This window comes from Streptomyces sp. NPDC093221, from assembly GCF_044753885.1.
Classification (GTDB): Bacteria; Actinomycetota; Actinomycetes; order Streptomycetales; family Streptomycetaceae; genus Actinacidiphila.
In genome coordinates this window covers 418,040-433,712 of sequence record NZ_JBIVOA010000005.1, presented here as the reverse complement: position 1 = coordinate 433,712, position 15,673 = coordinate 418,040, and the positions used below count along the sequence as shown (strand labels likewise).

Here is a 15,673-nt window from a genome sequence, read left to right as displayed (position 1 = left end):
CCGAGAAGGCATGAGGAGAAGTACCACCATGGCACGTCACGGGATTCTGGCCCGTTCCCGAAGCTCGTACCGGACACCCGACCCGCACCCGTCGGGGGCGCGTCCGCCGAAGCTCCAGAGCGAGCTGGTGCCCAAGCACGTGGCCGTCGTCATGGACGGCAACGGCCGCTGGGCCAAGGAGCGCGGCCTGCCGCGCACCGAGGGCCACCGGGTCGGCGAGGGCGTCGTCCTGGACGTGCTGAAGGGCTGCCTGGAGATCGGCGTCAAGAACCTCTCGCTGTACGCCTTCTCGACCGAGAACTGGAAGCGCTCGCCCGAGGAGGTGCGCTTCCTGATGAACTTCAACCGGGACGTGATCCGGCGGCGCCGCGACGAGATGGACGAACTCGGCATCCGCATCCGGTGGGTCGGGCGCATGCCCAAGATGTGGAAGTCCGTCGTGCAGGAGCTCCAGGTCGCCCAGGAGCAGACCGTCGACAATGACGCGATGACGCTGTATTTCTGCGTCAACTACGGGGGGCGCGCCGAGATCGCCGATGCGGCGCAGGCCATCGCCCGTGATGTCGCCGACGGGCGGCTCGACCCGTCCAAGGTCAACGAGAAGACCTTCGCCAAGTATCTCTACTACGCCGACATGCCCGACGTGGATCTCTTCCTGCGTCCCAGCGGTGAGCAGCGCACCTCCAACTATCTGCTCTGGCAGAGCAGTTACGCCGAGATGGTCTTCCAGGACGTGCTGTGGCCCGATTTCGACCGGCGCGATCTGTGGCGGGCCTGCGTCGAATACGCCTCGCGCGACCGTCGCTTCGGCGGGGCCATCCCCAACGAGGCCCAGCTCGCCGGCGACCAACGCGCCTAGCCCCTCCCGGGCGGGGTGACCCGATCCTTCCCGGGGCCGCCCCCGGACGGTTCCTCCGCCCTGGACGGCGGCCCGATCTTTCCGGCCGCCGGGTGCCCTTGCGCAGGGCCTGCTTTTAGGGGCGCGGGGAACTGCGCGACCAGCCCCCACCAGGCTTTCGCCCGAAAACACACAGCAACTGCCCCGCTGGGGCCGGTTCTCAAAGGCGCGCCACCGTTGGGGGCTGAGCGCGCAGTTCCCCGCGCCCCTGAAGACACGTGGCCGGCGCCCCGGTGGAAGAGCCGTCCGGGCGGGGTCGGGGAAGGGCGGGGGAGGCCCTTGGGGGTGGGCTAGGGCTGGGGGTGCTCGACGCAGTCGGAGCAGGTGCCGAAGATCTCCATGGTGTGGGCGACATCGGCGAAGCCGTGCTCGGCGGCGACGGCGTCGGCCCACTTCTCGACGGCGGGCCCCTCGACCTCGACGGCCTTGCCGCAGACGCGGCAGACGAGGTGGTGGTGGTGGCCGCCGCCGGAGCAGCGGCGGTAGACGGACTCGCCCTCACCGGTCCGGAGGACATCGATCTCGCCCGCGTCGGCCAGCGACTGAAGGGTCCGGTAGACCGTGGTGAGCCCGACGGAGTCGCCGCGGTGCTTCAGAATGTCGTGCAGATCCTGCGCGCTGCGGAATTCGTCGACCTCCGAGAGAGCGGCCGACACGGCGGCCCGTTGCCGGGTGGAGCGGCCACGTACGGGATGGGTGGTCACCGGTGCCTCCTTCTGGGTCGCTTCGTGCACCTGTCCGGACGGCCCATTGTGCCAGGCCGTTCCGTTCAGGCGGGTACCTCGTCGGCGGCGCCGCGGGCGGCGGGCACCTCCACCTCCAGGGTGCACCGTTCCCGCTCCGCAGCGGCCCGCCTGGCGCGTTTCCTGGCCAGCGGAGTGGCGAGCGCGGTGAGCACGATGAAGAGCCCGATGGTGATCAGGACGATCGTCGCACCGGACGGCACGTCCACGTAGTACGAGGTGACGGTGCCGGACAGTGTCACGGTGACGCCGATGGCCACCGCGCTGACGAAGGTGACCAGGAAGCTGCGGGTGACCTGCTGCGCCGCCGCGACGGGGATCACCATCAGCGCGCTGACCAGCAGCAGCCCGACCACGCGCATCGCGACCGTGACGGTGAGCGCGGCCGTGACCGCGACCAGCAGATTCAGCAGCCGCACCGGCAGCCCGGTGACCCGCGCGAACTCCTCGTCCTGCGACACCGCGAAGAGCTGCCGCCGCAGGCCCACGGTCACCAGCATGACGAAGCCCGCCAGCAGGCACATCGTGGTGATGTCGGACGGCGAGACGGTGGTGATCGAACCGAACAGGTACGTCTCCAGGTTGGCGTTGGAGCCGTTCGGCGCGAGGCTCGTCAGCATCACACCGCCCGCCATGCCGCCGTAGAAGAGCATGGCCAGCGCGATGTCGCCGCGCGTCTTGCCGTACCAGCGGATCAGCTCCATCGCGACGGCGCCCGCCACCGAGACGGCGGTGGCCATCCAGACCGGGTTGGACTGGAGGAGGAAGCCGAGGCCGACGCCGGTCAGCGCGACATGGCCGATACCGTCGCCCATCAGGGCCTGCCGTCGCTGCACGAGGTAGATCCCGATGGCCGGCGCGGTGAGGCCGACCAGCGCGGCGGCGATCAGGGCCCGTTGCATGAAGGCGTAGTCGAGGAATTCCATCAGCTCAGCAGTCCCGTCCTGACCGGCGCGGCCGAGGCGTCCGCGTGCGGGTGTACGTGGTCGTGGCCCGGCAGGGCGTGCTGTCCCAGTGCCCGCGGCGGCGCGCCCTCGTACGTCACGCAGCCGTCGCGCAGCACGACCGCGTGGTCGATCAGCGGTTCCAGCGGCCCCAGTTCGTGCAGGACCAGCAGGACGGTGGTGCCCGCCGCGACCTGGGCGCGCAGGGTCGCCGCGAGGATGCGCTGGCTGTCGAGGTCCACGCCCGCCATCGGCTCGTCCATGATGAGCAGGTCCGGCTCCCCGGCCAGCGCGCGGGCGATCAGCACCCGCTGGTGCTGGCCGCCGGAGAGCGCGTCCACGGAGTCGCCCGCGCGGTCGGTGAGGTCGACGACGGCGATGGCCCGGTCCACGGCCGCCCGGTCGGCGCGGCGCATCGGCCGCAGCCGGGTACGGGCCAGCCGCCCGGCCGAGACCACCTCGCGTACGGTCGCGGGCACGCCGCCGGCCGCCGTGGTGCGCTGCGGCACGTACCCGATACGCGCCCACTGCCGGAAGCGGCGCAGCGGCGTACCGAACAGCTCCAGCGAGCCGCCGGTCAGCGGCACCTGGCCGATGACCGCGCGCACCGCCGTGGACTTGCCCGAGCCGTTGGCGCCGAGGAGCGCCACGACCTCGCCGCGCCCGACGGTCAGGTCGATGCCGCGCAGTACGGGGCGAGCGCCGAGGGTGGCGGTGGCGCCGCTGAGCGCGATGACCGGGTCCGTGACCGCGCCGGTGTCCCCGGCCGCTTCGACGGCTTGCTGGTCCATGGCGGTGACCTCCGTCACTTCGCGCCGAGCGCCGCGCGCAGGGCCGTCAGATTGCTCCGCTGCACCTGGAAGTAGTCGGTGCCCTTGGACTTGTCGGTGATGCCCTCGATCGGGTCGAGGACGTCGGTGCGCAGCCTCAGGTCGCCCGCGAGGGTCTTCGCGGTGGCGTCGCTGACCAGCGTCTCGAAGAAGACGGTCGACACGTGCTTGCTCTTCACCAGGTCGTGCAGCGCCTTGACCCGCGCCGCGCTGGGCTCGCTCTCCGGGTCGATGCCGTTGATGGCCTCCTCGACCAGCCCGTACCGCTCGGCGAGGTAGCCGAAGGCGGCGTGCGTGGTGACGAAGGTGTCGGAGGCGCGGTTCTTCAGGCCGTCGCGGAATGCGGTGTCCAGGGCGGTGAGCCGGGCGACCAGCGCGTCGGTGTTCTTGCCGTACGCCGCCGCGTTCGCCGGGTCGGCCTGCTCCAGCGCCTTGCCGACGCCCTTGGCGACCTCGGCGTATTTCACCGGGTCCAGCCAGATGTGCGGGTCGGCGCCCGCGCCTTCCTCGCTGCCGCCGCCGGTGCCGTTGTCGCCGGTCGTGTGGTGCGTGCCGTCCACCTCGGTGCCGTGGGACTCCAGGGTGGTCAGCGACGCGGCGTCGACCTTGTGCTTGACGCCGGAGAGCTTCACGGCGTCGTCCACGGCGGGCTGGAGGCCCTTGAGGTAGACGATCACATCGGACTGGCCGAGCCTGCCGGTCTCCTTCGGCGTCAGCTCCAGGTCGTGCGGCTCCACGCCCGGCTTGGTGAGGTCGGTCACCGCGACATGGTCGGCGCCGATCTGCGCCGCCAGGTACTCCAGCGGGTAGAAAGCGGCCGTGACCTTGAGTTTTCCGCCGCTCTTGGAATCACCCGAGGTGTTCTCGGAGGCGTCGGCGCCGGAGCAGGCCGACAGTGCCAGCAGGCCGAGCACGGCCGCGGCGGCGACGGAGACGGCGGATATCGGGCGGCGATGGATGTTCATGACTGTCATTTTCATCTGAGGTGGAAACGATTGTCAATATCCGTAGGGCGGGGTCCGCGATCCGCTCCCGGCCGGGTTCCTGGAGCCGGGTTCCGGAACGGATTTGATAAGGGGACCGCACCCGCCGGTAATCTGAGGCAACTGACCGCTTCGTCGTACTGAAGAGAGCACCGTGGCCGCCGACAAGATCGACACCATCGTCAGCCTGAGCAAGCGCCGTGGCTTCGTTTTCCCGAGCAGTGAGATCTACGGCGGCTCCAAGGCCGCCTGGGACTACGGGCCGCTGGGCGTCGAGCTGAAGGAGAACATCAAGCGCCAGTGGTGGCGCGCCATGGTGACCTCCCGTGAGGACGTGGTGGGAATCGACTCGTCGGTGATCCTCGCCCCCGAGGTCTGGGTGGCCTCCGGCCACGTCGCCACGTTCTCCGACCCGCTCACCGAGTGCACCTCCTGTCACAAGCGCTACCGCGCGGACCACCTGGAGGAGGCGTACGAGGCCAAGCACGGCAAGCCCCCGGCCAACGGCCTCGCCGACATCAACTGCCCGCACTGCGGCACCAAGGGCGCCTTCACCGAGCCCAAGCAGTTCTCCGGCATGCTCCAGACCCACCTCGGCCCGACCCAGGACGCGGGCTCGGTGGCGTACCTGCGGCCCGAGACCGCGCAGGGCATCTTCACCAACTTCGCCCAGGTGCAGACCACTTCGCGCAAGAAGCCGCCGTTCGGCATCGCCCAGATGGGCAAGTCGTTCCGCAACGAGATCACGCCGGGCAACTTCATCTTCCGCACCCGCGAGTTCGAGCAGATGGAGATGGAGTTCTTCGTCAAGCCCGGCGAGGACGAGAAGTGGCACGAGTACTGGATGCAGGAGCGCTGGAACTGGTACACGGGCCTGGGCATCCGGGAGGAGAACATCCGGTGGTTCGACCACCCCAAGGAGAAGCTCTCCCACTACTCCAAGCGCACCGCCGACATCGAGTACCGCTTCAACTTCGGCGGCCAGGAGTTCAGTGAGCTGGAGGGCGTCGCCAACCGCACCGACTACGATCTCTCCTCGCACTCCAAGGCGTCCGGCCAGGACCTCTCCTACTTCGACCAGGAGGCGGGCGAGCGCTGGTTCCCGTACGTCATCGAGCCCGCGGCGGGTGTCAACCGCGCGATGCTGGCCTTCATGCTCGACGCGTACAACGAGGACGAGGCGCCCAACGCCAAGGGCGTCATGGAGAAGCGCACCGTGATGCGGCTCGACCCGCGCCTCGCGCCGGTCAAGGTCGCCGTCCTGCCGCTCTCCCGCAACCCCGAGCTGTCCCCGAAGGCCAAGGGCCTGGCCACCGCCCTGCGCGCCAACTGGAACATCGAGTTCGACGACGCGGGCGCCATCGGCCGCCGCTACCGCCGCCAGGACGAGATCGGCACGCCGTTCTGCGTGACCGTCGACTTCGACACGCTCGAGGACAACGCGGTGACGGTCCGCGAGCGCGACACGATGAAGCAGGAGCGCGTGTCGCTCGACCAGGTGGAGACCTACCTGGGCAGCCGACTGCTGGGCTGCTGACGCCGGTTGCACACGGGCGGGGCCGCGCGAGCCGGACGGACCGGATCGCGCGGCCCCGCCCTCGTCGTCCCGTGCGTCAGTCCGCGCGCAGTCCGCGCAGCACCAGCTCGCACACCGCCGTGAACTCGGCGTCGACGCCCGGCAGGGTCCACTCGGCCGCGTGCGCCGGGTCGTGGAAGCGGCAGGTGGCGTCCCAGACGGCGCGGGCGGTGGCCGCCCGGTCGCAGGGGGCGAACTCACCGCGCCTGACGCCGTCCGCGACGATCCCGGCGAGCTGGTCGATCGTCTCCTGCACGTGGCGGCTGACGGCGCCGCTGTTGTCGCGCGCCAACGCCTGGAAGGTGGCGAAGAGTTCCGGGTCGAGCCCGGCCTTGCGCCGCTTGGCCGCGAAGAGTTCGGCGAGCCAGCGCGGCAGCCGCTCGGGCGCCGGCCCGTCCTCCGCGGCGATGTCCGCGAGCGCCGCGTGCGCCTCGGCCAGCCACTTCTGGGTGACCGCCTCGCGCAGCTCCGCCTTGCTGCGGAAGTGCCGGTAGACGCTGCCGTGGCTGACCCCGAGCGCCCGCGCCACATCGACCACCGTGGCCTTCGCGGGGCCGTAGCGGCGCAGCACGTCCTCGGTGGCTTCGAGGACGCGGTCACGGGTCAGGGGCTCCGGCGGCATGGGAGAGGCGGCCTTTCGGCGGGTCGGGACACGGCTTCTGCGACGGCGACGGCCGCCGTGATCGCCGGGGCCGTCGCCGTCCAGTGTGCGGCAGGGCGCCGCCGGCTCAGCGCTCGCTGTCCAGATGGTTCATCTGCCGGGGGTCGTAGCGGGTGCCCGCGACCTCCGCGGCCGGGACGGCCCGCTCGATGTCGGCGATGGCCGCGGCGTCCAGCGTCAGGTCGAGCGCGGAAAGCGCCTCGGTGAGCCGGTCCCTGCGGCGGGCGCCGATCAGCGGCACGATGTCGTCGCCGCGGGACAGCACCCAGGCGATGGCGGCCTGCGCGACCGTGACGCCCTTGCCGTCCGCGACCTCGCGCAGCGCCTCGACCAGGCCGAGGTTGCGCTCCAGATTCTCCCCGGAAAAGCGCGGGTTGTAGCTGCGGAAGTCGCCCGCCTCCGTGCCGCTGCCCCGGGCCCAGTGGCCGCTGAGCAGCCCGCGCGAGAGCACGCCGTACGCCGTCACGCCGATGCCGAGATCGCGGGCGGTGGGCAGAATCCGGTCCTCGATGCCGCGCGAGAAGAGGCTGTACTCGATCTGGAGGTCGGCGATCGGGGCGACGGAGGCGGCCCTGCGCAGCGTCTCCGCGCCGACCTCGGACAGCCCGATGTGCCGGACGTGCCCGGCCTGGACCAGCTCGGCGATGGCGCCGACGGTCTCCTCGATCGGCACGTCCGGGTCGACGCGGGCGATCCGGTAGATGTCGATGTGGTCGGTGCCGAGCCGGTTCAGGGAGTACGCGAGGAAGTTGCGGATCGCGACCGGGCGGCCGTCGTAGCCGCCGAAGCCGCCCTCGACATCGCGCAGCGCGCCGAATTTGACGCTGATGACGGCCTGGTCGCGGCTGCCGGGGCGGGCCCGCAGGGCGTCGCGGATCAGCAGTTCGTTCAGGCCCATGCCGTAGAAGTCGCCGGTGTCGAGCAGGGTCACGCCCGCGTCCAGCGCGGCGTGGATGGTGGCGACGGACTCGGCGTCGTCGGAGGCGCCGTACGCGCCGGACATGCCCATGCAGCCGAGGCCGAGGGCGGAGACGACGGGTCCTGTGGTGCCGAGGGTGCGGGTGCGCATCGGTGGGGGTCCCCTTCGGGGTCGTCGGCGGGACGGGTGTGCGTTCCCACCGTCACATGTGGACTGACAGATATCAACATCTGTCAGTCCATATGTCGTGCGGCCGTGCCCCCGGGGGCCGTCCTCGGCCCGGGGCGGTGGGCCGGTCCTCTCGGGGGCGCGGACCGGGGCCGGTTCGGGGCGGGGACTTCGGGCCGAGGTGCCCGTCGCTAGACGATTCTGCGCGGCAGCCGGGTGCTCAGCGCGACCGTCGCGACCACCGACGCGAGCTGCGCGACCAGCGCCCAGACCAGGGCGTCCCGTACACCGATCGAACCGGACAGGGTCAGGAACAGCGTGCCGAGAGTGGCCACGCCCAGCGCGAGGCTGGACTGCTGGGTGGTCGCCATCGCACCGCTGCCGACCCCGGCCTGCGCGGCCGGCACCTCGCTGAGCACGATCCGGAGCACCACCGGCAGGACGAAGCCCTGGCCGAAGCCGATCACGGCCATGCTCGGCGCCAGCTCCGCGATGCTCAGACCCGTGCCGCCGTAGTGGAAGGTCGCGGCCAGCGCCACCAGGCCGACGCCCTGGACCAGCGAGCCCGCGGTCACCACACGGCGGCCGAAGCGGGCCACCATCCGCGGACCGAGCAGCGAGGCGGCGAAGAAGGCGGCGCACAGCGGGGCCAGCGCGGCCCCCGCCTCCAGCGCCCCGAAGCGCAGCCCGTCCTGCATGGCCACCGCCACGACGAACATGAAGCCGCCGAAGCCGAGGCAGAAGGGCACGATGAGCAGCAGACCGCTGCGCACGCTGTGGATGCGCAGCAGCGACGGCGGGATCAGCGGATTGCCGCCGTCGCGCTCACCGCGCCGCTCGACCGCCACGAAGGCCGCCGCGGCGAGCGGGAAGACCGCGAGCAGCACCCACGACCACAGCGGCCAGCCGGCCGCCCGGCCCTCGGTGAGCGGCAGCAGCAGGGTGACCAGCGTGACCGCGAGCAGTGCGGTGCCGGGCTTGTCGATACGGGCCGGGTGCGCGGACCGCGTCTCCGGCACCGACTTCAGCGCCAGCGCCAGCGCGACGGCCGCCACCGGCACGTTCACCAGGAAGATCGCCCGCCAACCGCTGCCCGCGATGTCCGCGGAGACCAGCACACCGCCGAGCACCTGGCCGACGACGCTGGCGATGCCCGCGGTCGCGCCGTAGTAGCTCAGCGCCTTGCCGCGGGCACCGCCCGAGGTCGCGGACTGGATGGTGGCCAGCGCCTGCGGCAGCAGCAGCGCGGAGGCGGCGCCCTGGGCGACGCGGGCCGCCACCAGGGTCCAGGCGGAGGGGGCGACACCGCAGGCCAGCGAGGTCACGGCGAACAGGCCGAGGCCCCACAGGAAGAGATTGCGGCGGCCGAACATGTCGCCGAGCCGCCCGCCGAGCACGAGCAGCACCGCGTAGGCGACGCCGTAGCCCGCGACGACCATCTCCAGGACCGCGGGTCCGGCGTGCAGGTCGCGGTCGATGGTGGGCAGGGCCACGTTGACGATGAAGAAGTCCACCATCGGCAGCGCCGCGCCGAGCAGCACGGTCAGCAGGCCGAGGGAGCTCAGGCCGGGGGCCGGGGCGGGGGAGTGCGAGCGGGTGGGGACGGAAGAGTTCCGGGCGGGCGCCCCGATGCGGGTCACGCGGGGGAGCACCTGAGCCCGGGAGGTCATGGTGGGTTCCATTCGGTCGGTCACATGGTCCACACTGGACCCGTTCTCAGGGTGGTACCAGAGAGCGTTTATCCAGGTATACGCACCACCTGGCAACCGGCTGCCGGATCGGGCACTCTGGGAATATGACCGCAGACGCCAGCGCTTTCCCGCCGAGCACCGTGACCCCGGGCCCGGGCACTGTCACCCCGGATTCGGGCGCCGTTTCCCCGGATTCGGTCCCCTTTCCCGCGGGGACGGGGACCGTGTCGCCGGACTCGGCTGCCGCCCCGCTGGGTCAGGGGAACGTCTCGCTGGACGTCTCCGGGGCCGATGTGCCCGAGGCCGCCGCCGCGGAGAGCCGCCGCCAGGAGCTGGCGTCCTTTCTGCGCAGCCGCCGGGAGCGGATCTCGCCGGACCAGGTCGGGCTGCCGCCCGGCCGTCGGCGCCGGACGCCCGGACTGCGCCGCGAGGAGGTCGCACAGCTCGCCGCCGTCGGGGTCACCTGGTACACGTGGCTGGAGCAGGCGCGGGAGATCCAGGTCTCCGGGCAGGTCGCCGACGCCATCGCGCGCGCCCTGATGCTCGACCACAACGAGCGCAAGCACCTGTTCACCCTCGCCGGGACCGCCGACCCGCACCCGCACCTGGAATGCCCCGGCATGTCACCCGCGCTGCTCGCCATGGTCGACCAGCTCGCGCCGCTGCCCGCCGCGGTCGTCAACAGCCGGTACGACGTGATCGCGTACAACCGCACCTATGGCAGGCTGGTCAGCGACCTGGACGCGCTGCCCGTCGAGGACCGCAACGTCATGTGGCTGTCGTTCACCGACCCGCTGTGGCGCGAGCGGATGGTCGACCGCGAGGAGAGCATCCGGCTGATGGCCGCCAAATTCCGCGTCTCGATGGCCCAGCACCTGGCGGAGCCCGCCTGGCGCGAGCTGCTCAAGCGGCTCCAGCAGAGCTCGCCCGACTTCCGCGAGATGTGGGAACGGCACGAGGTGCTCCAGCCCGACGGCCACATCAAGCGCTATCTGAACCCCGAAGTCGGCCTGCTCTCCTTCGACTTCACCCACCTGTGGCTCGGCCCGCAGCAGGGCCCCCGCCTGACCACGTACACCCCGGCCGACGACCTCACCCGCGAGCGCCTCAACCGGCTGCACGCGCTGGTCTCCGCGCAGGAGCGGCAGCCGATCGCGGGCTGATCCGCGAGCGAGCCCCGGCCTTCCGGCCGCCGGCAGATCCGCTTTCCGGCCCCCCTTCCGGCCCCCCTTCCGGCCCCCCTCCGGCCCCCCGTGCCTCCTCGGCACGGGGGGCCGGACGCGTCTGCAGATTTGGAATATCCACACAGACCCATGCCGGGTGTGGCGTTTCCATAGGGAGCCTATGGGAGGGAATGCCCGCTTCCTGCTCCTCAGAGTGATCAACTTGTCACTCTGTCGTCATATTTAGTCGCTCATCGGCCACGGAATGTCTCATTCGGACACTCTTCCTCGCGCAGCCTCTTGTGGCATTGCGTGGATACAGGTATGAATTCCACACGAAGCAAAAGTGAGGTTGGCACGGAAGGGCCCGCGATGAGCGTTAACGGCACATCCGCGCACTTCGCGGAGGAACGTCGGCGAGCGCTGCTCGACCAGCTCAAGGCCAACGGGCGGCTCGAAGTCGTCGCCGCGGCCGACCGGCTGGAGGTGACGTCGGAGACTATCCGCCGCGATCTGGTGCTGCTGGAGCGCCGCGGTCTCGTCCAGCGGGTGCACGGCGGAGCGATCCTCCTCGACCGTGAGCACCTCGTCCCCGACCTCCAGTCGCGCAGGCGGCTGATGGCGGTGGCGAAAGACCTGATCGCCCACGCCGCGGTCAAGCACATGCCCGACGAGGGCGCGGTGATCATCGACGCCGGGACCACCACCGGCCGCATGGCCGAGATATTTCCCGGCGGTCCCTCGCTGGTCGTCATGACCAACAGCCTCCAGGCGGCGATCGCGCTCGCGGGCAAGCAAGGACTCAGCGTCCACACCCTCGGCGGCCGCGTCCGGGCCAACACCCTGGCCGAGGTCGACGCCCCCGCGCTCGGCGCCATCGCGCGCGTCCACGTCGACGTCGCCTTCATCGGCACCTACGGGGTCTCGCCCCGGCACGGCTTCTCCACCCCCGACCCGGCCGAGGCCGCGGTCAAGGAGGCGATGATCCGCGCCGCCAAGCGGACCGTCGTCCTCTGCGACAGCAGCAAGATCGGCAAGGACCACTTCGCCCGGTTCGCCGACACCTCCCAGCCCGATCTCCTGATCACCGACGCCGACGCCCCACCGGAACTGCTGCGGGCCCTGGAGTCCTCCGGGCTGGCGATCGAAGTGGTTCCGATCCCATGACAAGCGATCCCGCAGACACCGCCGCCACGGCGACGTGTACCACCGCAAAGGAGCGAGGTATGCCTTCCACAGTCCTCACGTCAAGGGCGAGGGCAGCGGTCATCGCTGCCGCGTGCATCGGGCTCGGGCTCGCCACCGCGTGCGCGCCCTCCAACGACGGCTCCGGCGGTGACAGCGGCGCGGCCGACTCCGGGCAGAGCCAGGACGTCAGCCAGTTCGTCACCGCGGTGCAGGCCGCGCAGAAGGGTCCCGAGTCCTTCGCGGGACCGACCGACAAGCCGGTCACCGTGCCCAAGGACATCAAGGTCGCGATCATCCCGTGCGGTGTCGCCATCGGCGGCTGCAACACCCCCGCCGAAGCGGTCAAGGGCATCGTGAAGACCCTCGGCTGGAAGCCCACGATCTACGACGGCCAGTCCAACGCCCGTACCCAGAACAACATGATCCTCAACGCCGTCTCCAACCGGGCCGATGTGATCGCCACGGTCTCCATCGACTCCAAGCTCGTCCAGCAGGGCCTGGAGGCAGCCAAGAAGGCCGGGATTCCGGTGATCTCGATGAACAACGGCACCGGCTCCCCCAACCCCAAGCCCGAACTGGAGCCCGGCCAGATCGACTTCGACCTCGACGTGGCACCCGACTACGGCGCCAACGGCCGGATGCAGGCGGACTGGGTGATCGCCGACTCCAAGGGCACCGCCGTGGTCCAGCCGGTCATCACCAGCGAGTACCTGTCCAACACGGTCACGTACAACGCCTTCGTCGCCGAGATGAAGAAGTGCGCGGCGTGCAAGGTGCTCAAGCCGGTCAACTTCACCACCGACGAGATCGCCTCGGGCGCCCTGGGCACCCGTACCGTCTCGACCCTCCAGCAGCACGCGAACGCCACCTACGTCTACACCGGCTTCGACGCCGCCGCCGCGGCGGAGGTCAACGCGATCAGGCAGGCCGGTCTCGGCGCCAAGGTCAAGCTGGTCAGCGCGGTCGGCGACCCGATCAACCGGCAGTTCATCCGCGAGGGCGACATCCAGGGCGCGACCGTCATCGAGATCCCCTCGCTGTACGGCTACGCGACCGTCGACCAGATGATCCGCACGGTGCAGAAGCAGCCCGCCGTCGAACCGGCCAACGAGGGCGCGATCACGGTCCTGCTCACCAAGGACAACATGATCGGCAACAACGACCAGTGGAAGCTGCCGTTCGACGTCGCCGCCGAGTACCACAAGCTCTGGGGCACGAAGTGACCACCCGGGCAACCGATGAGGTCATGGCGGCGCGCTCGCTGTGCAAGACCTTCGGTGCCACCCAGGCCCTGTGGGACGTCTCACTCGGCCTGGTCCCCGGCGCGGTGCACGCGCTGGCCGGGGCGAACGGCTCGGGCAAGTCCACCCTGATCAAGATCATGAGCGGGGTGTTCGGCCCGGACAGCGGCCACCTGCTGGTGGACGGCGCCCCGCAGGAGTGGTCGTCGCCGATAGACTCCCGCGCGGCGGGCGTCGGCGTCGTCCACCAGGAGGCGCCGCTGGTCGACACGCTCAGGGTCGCGGACTGCGTCGCGCTGCTCGGCGGCTTCGAGGGCGTCCCCGCCCTCGGGCTCAGCCACCGGGCGCTGGTACGGCGCGCGCAGCGGCTGCTCGACGAGCACGAGGTGCCGGTCGACGCCCGTACCACCTGCGCCGAACTCGGCCCCGCCGACCGGGCGATGGTGTCCCTCGCCGTCGCCACCGGACAGGGCAGCCGCATCCTCGTCCTCGACGAGGTCACCGCCTCGCTGCGGCAGGACGACGCGGAGCAGGTCCTCGGCCTGGTCCGCAGGCTCGCCGACCGGGGCACGGCGGTCCTCATGGTCACCCACCGGATCGGCGAGATCACCCAGTACGCCGACCGCCTCACCGTGCTGGCGGCCGGTCGTACGCAGTACGAGGGACCGTCCGCCGAGGTCAGCGCGGCCCGGATCATCGAGTACATGCTCCCTGAGCAGCGGCTGGCCGCCGAGCAGGCGGCCGGGGCCGGGCACCGCAAGGAGCCCGCCGCCCCCGGCTCCCGCGAGGCGTACGGCGCGGGGGCGCCGCCCGTGGACGGCGCGGACCGGACTCTGATGGAGATCCGCGGGCTGACCGGCCACCGGCTCGACCCGCTGGACCTCGACATCCGCGCGGGCGAGATCGTCGGCGTCACCGGCCTGCCCGACTCCGGCGTGGACGAACTGCCGTATCTCCTCGCGGGCGGCGTGCCGCCCCGCTCGGGCACCGTCCGCTTGCGGGGGTTCGAACCCACCCGCGCCTGGACCGCTTCCACCGCCCGCAGGCAGGGCGTGGCGCTGCTGCCCAGGGACCGGCTCTCGCACGGCGGCGTCGCCGTCCTGAGCGTCGCCGACAACATCGCGCTCCCCTCGCTGCGCCGCTTCTGGCACCGCGGGTCGGCGCTGCGCGAGGCGATCGGCCGGGTGATCCGCGAACTCGACGTACGGCCGCGCGACCCCTCCGCCTCCCTCGGCAGCCTCAGCGGCGGCAACCAGCAGAAGGTGCTGCTCGGCAAGTGGCTGTCGACCGACCCGAAGGTCCTGGTGCTCGACGAACCGACCAACGGCGTCGACCCGGGCGCGCGGCTCCTGATGTTCGAAGCGGTCAGGAAACGCGTGGACCAGGGCATGGGCGCGGTCCTGTTCTCCTCGGAGTTCGAGCAGCTCACCGCGTACTGCGACCGGATGGTGGTGCTGCGCCCCGGCGCCGGGGCGCAGGAGATCCCCGTCCCCGACAACCCCGTCAAGCTGGCCAGGATCGTGGCGAGTCCACAGGAGGACGGTCCGAGATGAGCAGAGAAGATCTCGACACAGCGAAGCCCGACGCTCTGACCGGGGGCACCGTGACCGCCGACCGGCAACCGGCCGCCGACCGGCAGCCGGTTGCCGGGCGGTCCCACGGCGCCGGCCTCCTGCGTACGATCGGCGAAGCCCTCATCCAGCGCTACGCCCAGATCGTGCTGCTGGTGGTGCTGATCGTGGTGTTCAGCATGGCCACCCCCAACTTCGCCACCCGGCAGAACTGGACCTCGCTGCTGGTCAGCCAGTCCGTGATCGCGCTGATGACGCTGGCGGTGCTCTTCCCGCTGATCGTCGGCGAGTTCGACCTGTCGGTCGGCTATCTGCTCGGCTTCTGCGCGATGCTCGGCGCCTATCTGACCGGCCAGGGCTGGCCGGTGACCGCGGTGTTCCTCGCGATGGCCGGCTGCGGGGTGGTGGCCGGTGCCTGGAACGGTGTGCTCAACGTGGTGTTCGGCATCAACTCGTTCATCGCGACCCTGGGCATGGGAATCGTGCTCTCCGCGATGACCCTGATGCTCAGCAACGGCGCCATCCTCACCACCGTTCCCGGCCTGGCCAAGACCCTCGGCCGCGGCTACGCGGTGCAGGTCGCCTGGGCGGTGTGGATCGTCGCGATCGTGGCCGTCATCTGCTTCTACCTGCTCCAGCACACCCCGGTCGGCGCCCGGCTGTACGCGATCGGCGGCTCCGAGCGCGTGGCGTTCCTGGCCGGTGTGCGCACCGGCCGGTACAAGATCCTCGCCTTCGGCTGCGCCGGCGGGCTGGTCTCGCTGGCCGCCGTGCTCCAGCTCGGCCAGGCCGGTTCCGTGACCCCCAGTCTCGGCCCCGACCTGCTGCTGCCCGCCTACGCCGCCGCGTTCCTGGGCGTCACCACCTACCGTCCGGGCTTCTACAACGTGCCCGGTGTGATCGTCGCGATCCTGCTGCTCGCCGTCGGTTTCAACGGCTTGAGCCTGCTCGGCGTCCCGTTCTGGGTGCAGCCGCTCTTCAACGGCCTCGCCCTGCTGGTCGCCGTCCTCGCCGCGCGCTTCGTCGCCCGCCGCAGGACCGGTGAACGCCGGGGTCCGGCATGACCCGCCCGTCCGGTCGGCCGCTGCCCCACCCCC

14 protein-coding genes are annotated in these 15,673 nt (G+C 71.1%); 7 read left to right on the top strand and 7 right to left on the bottom strand.

Features of this window, described 5'->3' with window-relative positions:
* The first annotated feature begins 28 nt into the window (after window positions 1-28).
* The gene (locus ACIQCJ_RS22300) at window positions 29-859 is read left to right on the top strand and encodes an isoprenyl transferase (protein WP_188280782.1); all 831 of its coding nucleotides are present in this window, start codon (window positions 29-31) and stop codon (window positions 857-859) included.
* A gap of 329 nt (window positions 860-1,188) precedes the next feature.
* Here ACIQCJ_RS22300 and ACIQCJ_RS22295 read toward each other — a convergent pair whose 3' ends face one another.
* The 4 genes from ACIQCJ_RS22295 to ACIQCJ_RS22280 all read right to left on the bottom strand — a co-directional run bounded on the left by ACIQCJ_RS22295 (window position 1,189) and on the right by ACIQCJ_RS22280 (window position 4,380).
* Complete coding sequence (locus ACIQCJ_RS22295; RefSeq protein ID WP_355344554.1) at window positions 1,189-1,602, bottom strand: Fur family transcriptional regulator; 414 nt, start codon at window positions 1,600-1,602, stop codon at window positions 1,189-1,191.
* A gap of 65 nt (window positions 1,603-1,667) precedes the next feature.
* Entirely contained in the window at window positions 1,668-2,567 is a 900-nt protein-coding gene (locus ACIQCJ_RS22290) for a metal ABC transporter permease (protein ID WP_355344557.1), read from the bottom strand.
* A complete protein-coding gene (locus ACIQCJ_RS22285; RefSeq protein WP_402712301.1) occupies window positions 2,567-3,376 on the bottom strand; it encodes a metal ABC transporter ATP-binding protein in 810 nt (269 codons plus the stop codon). Before ACIQCJ_RS22285 ends, ACIQCJ_RS22290 begins: the two co-directional genes overlap by 1 nt.
* Window positions 3,377-3,390: 14 nt before the next feature.
* Window positions 3,391-4,380, bottom strand: a complete 990-nt coding sequence (locus ACIQCJ_RS22280) for a metal ABC transporter substrate-binding protein (RefSeq protein WP_401304396.1) — start codon at window positions 4,378-4,380, stop codon at window positions 3,391-3,393.
* 172 nt (window positions 4,381-4,552) lie between these two features.
* Between ACIQCJ_RS22280 and ACIQCJ_RS22275 the strand changes: the two genes are divergently transcribed.
* Window positions 4,553-5,935 (top strand): glycine--tRNA ligase, encoded by a 1,383-nt coding sequence (locus tag ACIQCJ_RS22275; RefSeq protein ID WP_355344566.1) that lies wholly within the window; start codon window positions 4,553-4,555, stop codon window positions 5,933-5,935.
* 76 nt (window positions 5,936-6,011) lie between these two features.
* Here ACIQCJ_RS22275 and ACIQCJ_RS22270 read toward each other — a convergent pair whose 3' ends face one another.
* From ACIQCJ_RS22270 to ACIQCJ_RS22260, 3 genes are all read right to left on the bottom strand, one after another.
* Window positions 6,012-6,596 (bottom strand): TetR family transcriptional regulator, encoded by a 585-nt coding sequence (locus ACIQCJ_RS22270; RefSeq protein ID WP_355344569.1) that lies wholly within the window; start codon window positions 6,594-6,596, stop codon window positions 6,012-6,014.
* A 106-nt stretch (window positions 6,597-6,702) separates the two neighbouring features.
* A complete protein-coding gene (locus ACIQCJ_RS22265; RefSeq protein WP_402712300.1) occupies window positions 6,703-7,704 on the bottom strand; it encodes an aldo/keto reductase in 1,002 nt (333 codons plus the stop codon).
* A 209-nt stretch (window positions 7,705-7,913) separates the two neighbouring features.
* Window positions 7,914-9,392, bottom strand: a complete 1,479-nt coding sequence (locus ACIQCJ_RS22260) for an MFS transporter (protein WP_402712299.1) — start codon at window positions 9,390-9,392, stop codon at window positions 7,914-7,916.
* Between the two features lie 245 nt (window positions 9,393-9,637).
* On the opposite strand from ACIQCJ_RS22260, the gene ACIQCJ_RS22255 reads away from it, so the two are divergent.
* From ACIQCJ_RS22255 to ACIQCJ_RS22235, 5 genes are all read left to right on the top strand, one after another.
* Window positions 9,638-10,576, top strand: coding sequence for a helix-turn-helix transcriptional regulator (locus ACIQCJ_RS22255; protein ID WP_402712298.1), 939 nt, complete (start codon window positions 9,638-9,640; stop codon window positions 10,574-10,576).
* A 372-nt stretch (window positions 10,577-10,948) separates the two neighbouring features.
* Window positions 10,949-11,743 (top strand): DeoR family transcriptional regulator, encoded by a 795-nt coding sequence (locus ACIQCJ_RS22250; protein ID WP_391047450.1) that lies wholly within the window; start codon window positions 10,949-10,951, stop codon window positions 11,741-11,743.
* A gap of 59 nt (window positions 11,744-11,802) precedes the next feature.
* A complete protein-coding gene (locus ACIQCJ_RS22245; protein WP_401853306.1) occupies window positions 11,803-12,987 on the top strand; it encodes a sugar ABC transporter substrate-binding protein in 1,185 nt (394 codons plus the stop codon).
* Window positions 12,984-14,558 carry a sugar ABC transporter ATP-binding protein gene (locus ACIQCJ_RS22240; protein WP_402712297.1) on the top strand — a complete coding sequence of 525 codons (1,575 nt, stop codon included), beginning with the start codon at window positions 12,984-12,986 and terminating at the stop codon, window positions 14,556-14,558. Before ACIQCJ_RS22245 ends, ACIQCJ_RS22240 begins: the two co-directional genes overlap by 4 nt.
* Window positions 14,555-15,640, top strand: a complete 1,086-nt coding sequence (locus tag ACIQCJ_RS22235; protein WP_402712296.1) for an ABC transporter permease — start codon at window positions 14,555-14,557, stop codon at window positions 15,638-15,640. Before ACIQCJ_RS22240 ends, ACIQCJ_RS22235 begins: the two co-directional genes overlap by 4 nt.
* Window positions 15,641-15,673 lie beyond the last annotated feature (33 nt).

Excerpts from the sequence above, each read along its gene's own strand:
- ACIQCJ_RS22260 (WP_402712299.1), bottom strand. The coding sequence starts at position 9,392 with ATGACCTCCCGGGCTCAGGTGCTCCCCCGCGTGACCCGCATCGGGGCG.
- ACIQCJ_RS22235 (WP_402712296.1), top strand. The coding sequence starts at position 14,555 with ATGAGCAGAGAAGATCTCGACACAGCGAAGCCCGACGCTCTGACCGGG.
- ACIQCJ_RS22300 (WP_188280782.1), top strand. The coding sequence starts at position 29 with ATGGCACGTCACGGGATTCTGGCCCGTTCCCGAAGCTCGTACCGGACA.
- ACIQCJ_RS22280 (WP_401304396.1), bottom strand. The coding sequence starts at position 4,380 with ATGAACATCCATCGCCGCCCGATATCCGCCGTCTCCGTCGCCGCCGCG.
- ACIQCJ_RS22290 (WP_355344557.1), bottom strand. The coding sequence starts at position 2,567 with ATGGAATTCCTCGACTACGCCTTCATGCAACGGGCCCTGATCGCCGCC.
- ACIQCJ_RS22270 (WP_355344569.1), bottom strand. The coding sequence starts at position 6,596 with ATGCCGCCGGAGCCCCTGACCCGTGACCGCGTCCTCGAAGCCACCGAG.
- ACIQCJ_RS22265 (WP_402712300.1), bottom strand. The coding sequence starts at position 7,704 with ATGCGCACCCGCACCCTCGGCACCACAGGACCCGTCGTCTCCGCCCTC.
- ACIQCJ_RS22250 (WP_391047450.1), top strand. The coding sequence starts at position 10,949 with ATGAGCGTTAACGGCACATCCGCGCACTTCGCGGAGGAACGTCGGCGA.
- ACIQCJ_RS22285 (WP_402712301.1), bottom strand. The coding sequence starts at position 3,376 with ATGGACCAGCAAGCCGTCGAAGCGGCCGGGGACACCGGCGCGGTCACG.
- ACIQCJ_RS22245 (WP_401853306.1), top strand. The coding sequence starts at position 11,803 with ATGCCTTCCACAGTCCTCACGTCAAGGGCGAGGGCAGCGGTCATCGCT.